This window comes from Methanospirillum sp., assembly GCF_028679455.1.
Taxonomy (GTDB): Archaea; Halobacteriota; Methanomicrobia; order Methanomicrobiales; family Methanospirillaceae; genus Methanospirillum.
Genome location: NZ_JAJRBM010000340.1, coordinates 1 through 11,384, shown reverse-complemented (window position 1 = coordinate 11,384; position 11,384 = coordinate 1). Strand labels below are relative to the sequence as shown.

Genomic DNA, 11,384 nt, shown 5'->3' with positions numbered 1-11,384 from the left:
CAGGGCTGCACTGACACGATCACGAAAGATTCGTTTGTGGTAGTGGTTCCTGCATGTGACATTGAGGCGAATTTCAGTGCGTATCCAACGAATGGTTCTGCGCCAATGACCGTTCAGTTTACTGACCTTTCTACCGGAAACCCGACGATGTGGCACTGGGACTTTGGCGACGGTCCGATTCCTATGGATGACGTCTCGTGTTCTGGCGGTGGCTGTGGTAATATCGCCAACCCGAGCCACACCTATCGCGAACCTGGCACGTATACGGTAACACTGACTGCAAGCAACCAGCAGGGCTGCACTGACACGATCACGAAAGATTCGTTTGTGGTAGTGGTTCCTGCATGTGACATTGAGGCGAATTTCAGTGCGTATCCAACGAATGGTACTGCCCCAATGACCGTTCAGTTCACTGACCTTTCTACCGGCAATCCGACGATGTGGCACTGGGACTTTGGCGACGGTCCAATCCCAATGGATGATGTGTCATGTTCTGGTGGAGGATGTGGAAACATCGCCAACCCAACTCACACCTATCGCGAACCTGGCACGTATACGGTAACACTGACTGCAAGCAACCAGCAGGGCTGCACAGACACAATCTCAAAGAGTCAGTTCGTGGTGGTTGTCCCTGCATGTGACATTGAGGCTGACTTCAGTGCTTATCCAACGAATGGCTCTGCTCCTCTGACCGTTCAGTTCACTGACCTTTCTACCGGCAATCCGACGATGTGGCACTGGGACTTTGGTGACGGTCCAATTCCGATGGATGATGTCTCGTGTTCCGGCGGAGGATGTGGCAACATCGCCAACCCGAGCCATACCTACCTGGAACCTGGTACCTACACGGTCACGCTGACTGCAAGCAACCAGCAGGGTTGCACTGACACAATCTCTAAAAGTCAGTTCGTGGTGGTTGTCCCTGCATGTGATATCAAGGCTGACTTCAGTGCATATCCCACGAATGGTTCTGCTCCTCTGACGGTTCAGTTCACTGACCTTTCGACCGGAAACCCGACGATGTGGCACTGGAACTTCGGAGATGGACCAATCCCAATGGATGACGTCTCGTGTTCGGGCGGTGGCTGTGATAACATTGCCAACCCGCGACACACCTACCTTGAGCCCGGTACTTATACGGTAACACTGACTGCAAGCAATCAGCAGGGTTGCACAGACACAATCTCAAAGAGTCAGTTCGTTGTCGTGGTTCCAGCATGCACAATAGATGCCAACTTCAGTGCCGCTCCAACATCTGGTGAAGCCCCATTGAAGGTTCAGTTTACTGATCTCTCGGCCGGCAATCCGACCATGTGGAAATGGGATTTCGGGGATAAACCCGGCCCAATCCCAATGGATGCCGATGTGTCGTGTTCAGGCGGGGGATGTGATAACATCGCAAACCCGATCCACACGTACCTTGATCCGGGAACATACACCGTAACTCTCACCGCAAGCAACCAGCAGGGATGCTCTGACACTGAAACAAAGACAGCGTTCATCACGGTTGGAAAGAAACCGACCGATGTGGTACCGCTCTATCCGGGATGGAACTTCGTCTCTGTCCCGAAGAAACTTGCCCCGGGATCTGATACAGCCAGCATCTTCAGTCACGTGGATGTCAAGGGACACAGTGTGTTCCAATACGATTCAATGACTCATGCCTGGAACATCGTCAACTCGGGTACCATCATTAGGCCACTCGATGCATTCTGGATCTACTCTGCCGGAATCGACAAGATCCCGCTGGAGTACGATCCGAACCCGGTTCAGACCCCCCCGACCAAGCAACTGAAAAAAGGTTGGAACGGGGTAGGATTTACCGGAGTGACCCCGATTGAGGCGAAGTACACCTTCCTCTCGGTGCAAAACAGCTGGGTCAACTGCGTAGGATTTGATGGTTCTTCCCAGCGGTATAACGCGATGATCATCAAGGGAAGCAATGACAATACCATGCTCGGACCATACAACGGATACTGGTTGTACATGTCTGCAGATGGAATTCTTGCAGCAAACGCTGCATAAAAATCTTTTTTTAATTCTTTTTTACTGAATAATCAGATAAGCCGATCCTGTCTGGTCAGGGGCCTGACATGCAGTAACTCCCGTGAAGCCTTTCTGACCTCATTGACCGCATGTTCAGGAGCATACACCCCGACCCGCCACTGGGTTTTGCGGGTCTCATTGAGAGTTGTTACCAAGGGCGAGACATCTTCGAGGGGAAGAAGACTGTCCCTATCCTGCACCTGAACCCGCATGAACATATCACGGGGAAATGCAGGAATGTCAACCATGACTTCGCGGGACATGACCCCTGCCATCTCAGCAATTCTGACCGCGAGTTCCCTCTCCCGTGCATTTGAGTCCTCAGACAGCCGCAGGGAAGAAGACACCTCTTCTTTGCCAAGGTACAGAGACCGTTTGAAGAGACGCCTGTAATAGAGATCCTCTGCCAGATGTCTGACGTCCGGGAGATTAGAATTCAACAAAGTCTGCATACAGGCGGCATCATCCATCCTGATCATCTGCTCCATGGCCCCGGCAGAATTGACCCTGCTCTGTTCGTATACCGCGGTTGAAAAGATCTTCTCTGCGATCCTGCTCACATGGTGGTAGTACACCGCAGGCCGCATCAGGGTTCTCGCGATAAGGAGAGACTCTGCTGCCTGTACCCCGCTTTCATGGAGGACTATCTCACCTTCAAAGAGGCGGGTCGCCCTGATCAGGCGTCCTGCATCAACCGTCCCATAGGGAACACCGGTGTAATGCGCATCACGGAGCAGGTAATCCATCCGGTCAACATCCAGATCGCCATGGATGATGCTTGCCAACTGATGGGTTCCCTCGATCATCAGGCAGACCTCCAGGGGATCGAGATCGATTCGCTCTAACTCATCCCCGAGCCGACCCTTTGTGATCAGATCTCTGACATCGGTGTGTGATCTTCCAAGCGCTTCTGATGCGATACCTTCGATTGCGTGGGAGAACGGACCATGCCCGATGTCATGGAGAAGAGCAGCAGCTGTGACCAGCAGATGGTCCTCTCTCTTGAGTCCTATCTGCCTGGACATCAGGGACGCAAGATGCATAGCCCCGAGTGAATGCTCAAATCTGGTATGATGAGCTCCAGGATAGACCAGAAACGAGAACCCGAGCTGGCGGATGTACCTGAGTCGCTGAATTTCAGGAGAGTCAACGAGGGGTAGCAGCTCAGGCTCAACCTGGATATACCCATGCACCGGGTCTTTGATGGCTTTAATATTTCACCGGCCTTTGGTCTCTCTGATGGTATTCGTATGGCAGTATTAAGTTACTTCCGGGACAGTCTATCATGGGAGGATACCATAACAGTAACATTTCTCTCGGGCGGTACCGGGACACCTAAACTTCTGCAGGGTGCAAGACTTGCCCTGAATGATAAGGATATCTCTGTGATCGTCAACACGGCAGAAGACCTCTGGTATCAGGGCGGGCATATCTCTCCTGATATTGATACGGTGATGTATCTCTTTGCCGGGATTCTCAACACCAAGACCTGGTGGGGAATTGAAGGTGACACGTTCGTAACCCATGAACAGTTCAGATCCCTGGGAGTCGATACATACCTTGCAGTCGGCGACCGGGACCGGGCAGTGGAACTGCTCAGAGGAGAACTGTTGAAGGGAGGGAAGACACTCTCGCATGCCACCAAAGAACTCTGCTCGAGACTGTCAGTTCAGGCATCTGTGCTCCCGATGACAGACCGGGAGTACACCACTATGATCGAGACATATGACGGGACTATTCATTTTCAGGAGTACTGGGTGAGACACAGGGGGAGTGTGGCGATCAGGAAGGTGCTCAGAGTCCCTGATACCAGGCCCGATGCCTGCATTGGAGCACTGGAAGCGATGGAAAAGAGTGATCTGATCATCATCGGCCCGAGCAACCCGATAACCAGCATCTCGCCGATCCTCGAATGCAACGGCGTGATTGATCTGCTGAAACAGAAACCGGTGGTTGCGGTCAGTCCGTTCATCGGTGACAAACCGGTGAGCGGGCCTGCCCGTGATCTCATGGTTGCACTGGGTTTTGAGCCAACCTCTGCCGGGGTGTACGCCGCTTACGCAGATTTTGTCGATCTCTTTGTCCAGGATATCCGTGATCCTGTACAGGTACCTGGTGCCATCAGATGCGATACCCTGATGACAAACCCGGAGATCGCAAAAGGGATCATGGACCTGATTCTGGCTCATATGCCAATTTGAAAAGAAAAAAGATTGCAGTTCTGCAATTTTATATTATTTTTCTGCTGCCCGGCTCAAAAGACCTGAAGCAGCCTGTGCTGCTCCTGCAAGGATATCAGCCTCACCAGGGATCTGGCGTTCATGCATAAGTACCCGCCCGTTACAGAGCACGGTACTGACCAGTCCACCTGATGCTGCATAGACCAGGTTGGAGACAGGGTTATGGAGCGGGACCATCGAAGGGTGATCGAGTGAGACCAGTACAATGTCTGCCACCTGGCCTACATCCAGCGAACCACCCGGGATACCAAGAGCCCTGGCTCCACATGTAGTTGCCATGGCAAGAGCCTCTTCTGCCGGGAGGAGAGTGTCCTGTTTCCAGAAAAACTTCTGCCCGATGGCAGCCACCTTCATCTCTTCAAGGAGATCCAGGTTGTTGTTCGAGGAGCAGCCATCGGTTGCAAGAGCGACATTCACACCAGCACTCTTAAGGGCCGGATATGGCATAGCTCGTCCGGTTGCAAGTTTCATGTTGCTCACCGGGTTGTGAGCGACATGAGATCCGTGTTCTGCCAGAAGCCTGCAGTCTGCATCCTCAAGCCAGCAGCCGTGTGCAGCGAGCGTCCGTTCTGACAGGCACCCGCATCGGTCAAGGAGAGCCGCAGGGGTGATGCCATGTGCCTTCTTGCAGTCAAGTACCTCCTGCTCGGTCTCGCTCAAGTGGATGTGAAGCATGATATCCTCATCCCTGCTGTACGATCCACACCACTCCAGATGTTCTGGCGGGACAGTATACGGGGCATGGGGCCCGACAGCCGGAGTGATGCGCGGATTGTTCATCCCCCTGATATGGGCAACAAGTTTCTCTGTTGCTTTCACTTCAGACTCGAACTTTTCAGACAGCCCGAAGGTGATGAACCCATGACAGAGAACAGCACGGATTCCACTCTCATCAACTGCTTTTGCAGCCTCTTCCATGAAGAAGTACATATCGTTGAACGCAACCGTTCCGCTCCTGATCATCTCAAGGCAGGCGAGTTTTGTTCCCCAGTACACGTCCTCGCCGGTGAGATGGGCCTCAAGGGGCCAGATCTTCTCTGAAAGCCACTGCTGTAGGTGCATATCATCTGCGTATCCCCGCAGAAGGGTCATTGCAGCATGCGTGTGGGCATTGACAAGCCCGGGGATGGCAAGTGTCTTCTCTGCCGATATCTGGTGCTCTGCCTCTCCCTTGCACTTTTTTCCGATGCCTTCACCTATCTCGCGGATCGTGCCGGTCTCATCAATGAAGATGTCAGCGATCTGATCTCCGATCCTGGTTCCGGTGATAAGAATCGATCCCTTCTTTGTGAAGAGATCAGGGTCATGTACACACGCAGTCATTATTCTCAGTAGTAACTCGCAGGCATGAACGCATAAGTGCTTTGTATCATCTCCGGATCCCAATGATGCCTGGATCCGCACCAAAGGTTTTGGCCCTGTATGTACAAGTACTAGGGTTGCATATGCGAGTCCCTATCAATACTATCACCCCTGAGTCAACCTCAGCAGATATTACCGGATGGGCACACGAGATCCGTGATCTCGGTGGCCTTGCGTTTCTCCTCCTCAGAGACCGGACAGGAATTATTCAGGTCACCGTACCCAAGAAGAAGGCAGCACCTGAAGTGGTCGAGGCACTCAAGGATATCTCCCGTGAATCGGTAGTCAGGGTAACCGGGACCGTCAAGCCGGAGGGAAAGGCTCCGGGCGGCCGTGAGGTCATTCCTGACCGGATAGAGGTTGTCAGCAAAGCAGCAACCCCGCTCCCGCTCGATGTTGCAGAGAAGGTCCCTGCCGAACTGGACACCAGGCTCGACAACCGGTTCCTTGACGCCAGGCGGCCACGGGTGAGTGCGGTCTTCAAGATCCGCAGTGCAGTTCAGCACGCAACCCGTAACTTCCTCTTTGACAACGACTTCATCGAGATCACAACCTCCAAGATCGTTGCTGCAGCAACCGAGGGAGGGACTGAACTCTTCCCTATCGCATACTTTGAGAAAGAGGCGTTTCTCAACCAGAGCCCTCAGCTCTACAAGCAGATGATGATGGCTGCAGGGTTTGAGAAGGTCTACGAGATCGGACCTATCTTCAGGGCAGAGGAACACAATACAACAAAACACCTGAATGAGGCCACCTCGATCGATGTTGAGGTCTCATTCGCCACCCATGAGGATGTCATGCAGGTGCTCGAAGATCTTGTCAGGTCAGTCTACTCGTTCGTTGATACGAACTGCAGTGCTGCGATTGCTGATCTTGAGATCAACTCGTTCGCTGTCCCTGAGAAGAACTTCCCACGGCTTTCATACACTGATGCGATCGATATTGCAAGCAAGGGAATGGATGAGCCGATCAAGTTCGGTGATGATATCGGCACCGCTGCCGAGAAGGCAATTGGCGAGGAGATGGGCAGGCACTACTTCATTGTGGACTGGCCCAGTTCTATCAGACCATACTATGCGATGCCATACGAGAGCGAACCCGAGATCTGTAAGGCATTTGACATGATGCACCCAAGAATGGAACTTTCGAGTGGTGCACAGCGTGTTCACCAGCATGACCTGCTGGTCTCGCAGATCGCAAAGAAGGGTCTGAACCCTGACAACTTTGAGTTCTACTTAAGCCCGTTCAAGTATGGCATGCCTCCACATGCAGGATGGGGTCTTGGTGCTGACCGGCTGGTTGCAACAATGCTCGGACTCCAGAATGTCAGGGAAGCGGTTCTGTTCCCACGCGACCGGCACCGTGTTGTCCCCTGATCAGATACTGGAACACATATCATGAAACCCTTCATCCCCGGTCAGATCCTCCCGACAACGGTAGTTGGCAGTTTCCCTGCTGAGCCACGAAGGACACTCAGGAGTCTGCTGGATCCCTTCCATGAGGCGGTCTGTCAGGCTGTAGATGCACAGATCTCGGCAGGAATCACCATCATATCAGACGGGCAGGTGAGGGGGGATATGATAGGGACGTTTGCCTCAAAACTTCCGGGAATAAGGGGAAAAGATGTCATCGGCAAGGTGATGCCATCCGGACAGACGATAACCACTAAAGATACCAGGTATGCAAGGACTCGGCATCAGTATGTTAAAGGCGTCGTGACCGGCCCCTCTTCCCTCTCTCACGGGCTCCATCTCAACACACCGAACTACCGGTCCCGTGATGAACTGATACCTGATATTGCAGATGCCCTTTCAATTGAAGCGCGCGCCTTGGGGGAATTAGGGATCACCATGCTTCAGATCGACGAGCCGATCTTCTCAACCGGAGTGGCGGATCTCGATCTGGGAAGGACGGCGATCAAGCAGATCGCTCAACAGGTTTCTATGCCGGTCTGTCTTCATGTCTGCGGCCCGCTCACCAGGATTATCGATGACTATGTCCGAATGCCGGTCCAAGTGCTTGACTTTGAAGGAAGTGTAGACCCTGAAAACCTCTCTTCTCTTTCATCTCGTGATCTGAACGGGAAGTACATCGGTTACGGGTGTGTGGACTCATCAACGGCAAAACTCGAAGACTTAGAGACTGTCATCACAAGGATTCGGACCGGAGTCGAAGAGCTCGGGGCAGAGCGGCTTATTCTCGATCCAGATTGTGGGCTCAGGATGCTTTCGTGGGATGTGGCGTTTGCCAAGTTGTCACGGCTCTGCGAAGCAGCTGCAGTAGTCAGGTCAGAAACCGGCAGTGATGATCACCAGTGAGAAGAAGAGTTATCTCTGGGAACTACCCTTGTTTGAAAAGACTGATGTTATCCCATGAGTAACGTCTGAGTACAGGAGATATCGGTGGAGTTATGCATATCCCAGGTCTGAATGGACAGCAGGTTCTTGCAGCAGCAATATTAATAGCAGCGGTCTTCTTTCTCGGGGTAAAACTCCTGAATCCTACCCCGCTTGTTATATGGAGTACCGGCACTGATTTTGTTATTCAGACCGAACACATTGGTGACGTATATACGATTACTGATGTCGCCATCATCATCTTAGCATCGCTGGTAGTCTGCGCGAGTGCTCTTACGCTGCTCTTTTATGATCAGATCCATGTCACTGTTTCTCCGCAGTCGGCCCGTTCAAAAGAGTATGAGCCTGAAGTGCCCCTGCCTTCCCCATTGGAAGAGCGGCGCCGTAAATGGGAGGCTGTTCTTCCTACCCTGAAAGAGGATCAACAACTTATCTACCAGAGTATTCTTGATGCCGACGGTCTTATCCCCCAAAGTGATATTGTGGAGAAGACCGGGCTTTCTAAGTCGAATGTGAGTAGAAGTCTTGATATTCTGGAGAGTATGGGTTTGATCGAAAAGAGGCGGAGGGGGATGGGGAATATCATTCTCCTGAAGTAACATGAACATTGAACCCGAACGAGTGGGTGTTGTAATCCTTCTGATCATAGGTGGTCTGATCATGGCCGGGGTTGGAAATTATATCATGGACTCCCACCAGCCGGTTCGTCAGGAGAGTCAGCTCCTGGAGAATTTCCTTATCATGCAGTCGATGGCAGGTAAGAATACAACCCCTGCAAACCTGACCTACGTGATGGGAAGTACCGGTCTCGTGGTCAGTTTCAATGATCTTCTGACTGATAACGGGGCCCGGGTTCACCGGCCTTATAAGGTAGCCAATACGAGCAATACCAGTTGATTATTTTTGTTGTCTATCTTCATATGTAGCAATTAGATGAGTTGTGAACGGAATTGTTCCATTTTGGGGTGTGAGTTCACCCGAATTGGATTTCCTTCATCCAGGCTTCTAATTTTGTGTGTTTGATGTTTTTTCATATCAAATTCGACTATTTTTAATTTTTTTGGGTCTCAAGTCAAGAGATTGTCTTTCTCTGACGATATTATAACTCAAAAATACACATTTGTAATTATCTCATATAGCGGGTGGATAATTGTATAATTGGTTAACACAGGGACTTTTTGTTATTCAGTGGCTCGGTTTACTATTCATTCTACATATTTCACTTTGGACGATCCTTAAAAAACAAATCCCTATTTATTCCTATCCGATTTCTTATACCCTTTCAATTCTTTTATTTGGTTTAATCAGTTGGTGGTTGGGGGTATTTCACATTCCTGTCTGGCTGGCATCATTTCCATTTTTAATTGCATTGGGATTTATGTATGGTCGTGATGAGGTTCATGTATCCGAAATAACACAAGAGATAAAGTGGGATTTGATCTTTCTGGCTTTCTTCACTACAATGATGATTGTCCGGATAAAAAACTCAGCAATATATGGTAACGAACGATTCCTTGATATGGGATTTATCGCTTCAATAATGAGAAATCCCATCGTCCCTCCATTTGATCCCCATTTTGCAGGAGGTTATCTTGATATTTATTACTATTTCTCGCATTGGATCTTTGGCACCCTTGGAATCACTTCGCAGGTCCCCTCTTCAATCGTCTATAATCTGGTTCTCCCCACTGTTCTTGGTGTATCTGCAGTATCCTGCTATGCTATCGGCCACCTGATCTGTCCGAAAGTTCCATATATTCCATTGATTCTTCTCGTTATTCCACGTCCTTCATTGATCGTAGGGTTTTTTACTGCCGGGTCTCTGAACTTGACAACACTCCTTCTAAATAGCGTTCACGTTATCCCTGAAACCGGAAATGACTACCCCTTGTATAATTTTCTGTGGGGAATCCCTCATCCCCATGTAAATGCACTCGCAGTTCAGTTGTTTCTGCTATTTCTCCTGGTTCTGATCATTCAAAGATGGGAAGAGTTGGAAGTATCTGGCCGTCGTATTATAATGATACTTATTGGTTGTACTGCCGGGACCCTGATATCTATCAACAGTTGGGATGTGTTTGTGTATTACCCCTTGATATTTGGCCTGATCATTGCGGCAATAATTTGGATTCGAAATGAAGCAATTGTTGAAAATCAAAGGATAAAATTTGTACATCACCCGGATATAATGAGTATTCTTCTTCTGGTGTGTGCCGGCTTGTTTGTTGCTGTTCCGAACCTCATTCACATGCATGCAAAAGCAATTACGGGGATTGGTATTGTGCAGCATCCCTCTGAACTGATACCGTATCTGTTAGTTCATGGGTGGTACCTCATCATCTTTTATCTCTACATTCTCAATGATATGAAAAAAAGACCTTTATTTATTTTTATTGGACTAATTCCAGCAATATGTGGGTATTGGAGTATTGCGTTGCTTATTATCCCACTCTGTTATTTGATCATGCGATCTGATCATTCTCTTTATGATCTCTTTGCAGGGTACGGGCTTATTGTTTTTATTTTGACAGAACTATTCTATCTACAAGAAAGTTTCGAACCACTTTCACGATATAATACCATATTTAAAATCAGTCTTGCTCTTTGGCCCCTGCTCTGGGTAGCTTCACTTGGCATGATTTCGTCCTATCTCCGAAGAACAGAGGTACCGGCTTTTTTTTCATTGATGCAAAAAAAAGTGGTATGTTCTCTGTTTTGTCTCATTATCTGTCTGGTTTTAATTGTTGCCCCGGTTTCCTTTAATTCTCCGGTCCTAAGCCTTGATGGGAAAGAATACCTTGAGTTATTTCAGCCTGAAGATGCCCGGGCCATTGCCTTGCTTCAAGCAGATAGAACTGCTACCGGTGTGGTTGAGGCTGCAGGTGATTATGATTACTACGCTCGGATCGCTTCGTTTACCGGGGTACCCGCTGTGATAGGATGGCCAACCGTTGAAACTCAATGGGGCAGAGATAAAGAGGATGTAGAAAAAAGAGTGAAAGATGTAGCATTGGTCTATCAGGAGCCGGGTAAGGCGCTGGAGATTATGGATCGTTACAACAGTTCACATTTGATTATCGGGAATAACGAATTGGGAAAATATGGTGCAGTCAATATTCCTTCAGTTGGGTTGTGGCCAGTGTTCAATAAAAATTCAAGTATGCTTATCAAACGGTTGCCTGTTGTCACATAATTTACGAATAGTGGATTGTGAAACTCTATAAAATCGAAAGTAGATGCGATTCTTGAAGATTTTCAGTAAGTATTCAGTGATCTGAAGTTACCGTCCTTTTTTCATTTTATTTTTCTACAAAATCTTGCAATTGGAACTTATTTTGGAATATTAGGTGAACCGAAAGTTATATCGATTTTAAGATAT

9 protein-coding genes are annotated in these 11,384 nt (G+C 49.5%); 7 read left to right on the top strand and 2 right to left on the bottom strand.

What is annotated here, in order from left to right:
- Positions 1-2,025: PKD domain-containing protein (locus LUQ50_RS11700; protein WP_300040014.1), on the top strand; the 2,025-nt coding region annotated here is incomplete at its 5' end.
- A 32-nt stretch (positions 2,026-2,057) separates the two neighbouring features.
- On the opposite strand, the gene LUQ50_RS11695 is transcribed toward LUQ50_RS11700, so the two are convergent.
- On the bottom strand, positions 2,058-3,239 hold the full coding sequence (locus LUQ50_RS11695; RefSeq protein WP_300040013.1) for an HD domain-containing protein: 1,182 nt from the start codon (positions 3,237-3,239) through the stop codon (positions 2,058-2,060).
- A 57-nt stretch (positions 3,240-3,296) separates the two neighbouring features.
- On the opposite strand from LUQ50_RS11695, the gene cofD reads away from it, so the two are divergent.
- Positions 3,297-4,247, top strand: coding sequence for a 2-phospho-L-lactate transferase (gene cofD / locus LUQ50_RS11690; protein WP_300040015.1), 951 nt, complete (start codon positions 3,297-3,299; stop codon positions 4,245-4,247).
- Positions 4,248-4,280: 33 nt separating this feature from the next.
- Here cofD and LUQ50_RS11685 read toward each other — a convergent pair whose 3' ends face one another.
- A complete protein-coding gene (locus tag LUQ50_RS11685; protein ID WP_300040012.1) occupies positions 4,281-5,609 on the bottom strand; it encodes an amidohydrolase in 1,329 nt (442 codons plus the stop codon).
- Positions 5,610-5,731: 122 nt separating this feature from the next.
- On the opposite strand from LUQ50_RS11685, the gene aspS reads away from it, so the two are divergent.
- The 5 genes from aspS (at position 5,732) to LUQ50_RS11660 (ending at position 11,198) form a co-directional block, all read left to right on the top strand.
- Entirely contained in the window at positions 5,732-7,024 is a 1,293-nt protein-coding gene (aspS, locus tag LUQ50_RS11680; RefSeq protein ID WP_300040011.1) for an aspartate--tRNA(Asn) ligase, read from the top strand.
- Between the two features lie 21 nt (positions 7,025-7,045).
- Positions 7,046-7,966: a methionine synthase gene (locus LUQ50_RS11675; protein ID WP_300040010.1), complete on the top strand. Its 921-nt coding sequence runs from the start codon at positions 7,046-7,048 to the stop codon at positions 7,964-7,966.
- A gap of 92 nt (positions 7,967-8,058) precedes the next feature.
- Positions 8,059-8,604 carry a MarR family transcriptional regulator gene (locus LUQ50_RS11670; RefSeq protein ID WP_300040009.1) on the top strand — a complete coding sequence of 182 codons (546 nt, stop codon included), beginning with the start codon at positions 8,059-8,061 and terminating at the stop codon, positions 8,602-8,604.
- 1 nt (position 8,605) lies between these two features.
- Positions 8,606-8,902 carry a hypothetical protein gene (locus LUQ50_RS11665; RefSeq protein WP_300040008.1) on the top strand — a complete coding sequence of 99 codons (297 nt, stop codon included), beginning with the start codon at positions 8,606-8,608 and terminating at the stop codon, positions 8,900-8,902.
- Between the two features lie 253 nt (positions 8,903-9,155).
- On the top strand, positions 9,156-11,198 hold the full coding sequence (locus LUQ50_RS11660; RefSeq protein ID WP_300040007.1) for a DUF2298 domain-containing protein: 2,043 nt from the start codon (positions 9,156-9,158) through the stop codon (positions 11,196-11,198).
- Positions 11,199-11,384 lie beyond the last annotated feature (186 nt).

Bases quoted from the DNA above. Each gene is read 5' to 3' on its own strand.
- cofD (WP_300040015.1), top strand. From the start codon at position 3,297: ATGGCAGTATTAAGTTACTTCCGGGACAGTCTATCATGGGAGGATACC.
- LUQ50_RS11685 (WP_300040012.1), bottom strand. From the start codon at position 5,609: ATGACTGCGTGTGTACATGACCCTGATCTCTTCACAAAGAAGGGATCG.
- aspS (WP_300040011.1), top strand. From the start codon at position 5,732: ATGCGAGTCCCTATCAATACTATCACCCCTGAGTCAACCTCAGCAGAT.
- LUQ50_RS11675 (WP_300040010.1), top strand. From the start codon at position 7,046: ATGAAACCCTTCATCCCCGGTCAGATCCTCCCGACAACGGTAGTTGGC.
- LUQ50_RS11670 (WP_300040009.1), top strand. From the start codon at position 8,059: ATGCATATCCCAGGTCTGAATGGACAGCAGGTTCTTGCAGCAGCAATA.
- LUQ50_RS11665 (WP_300040008.1), top strand. From the start codon at position 8,606: ATGAACATTGAACCCGAACGAGTGGGTGTTGTAATCCTTCTGATCATA.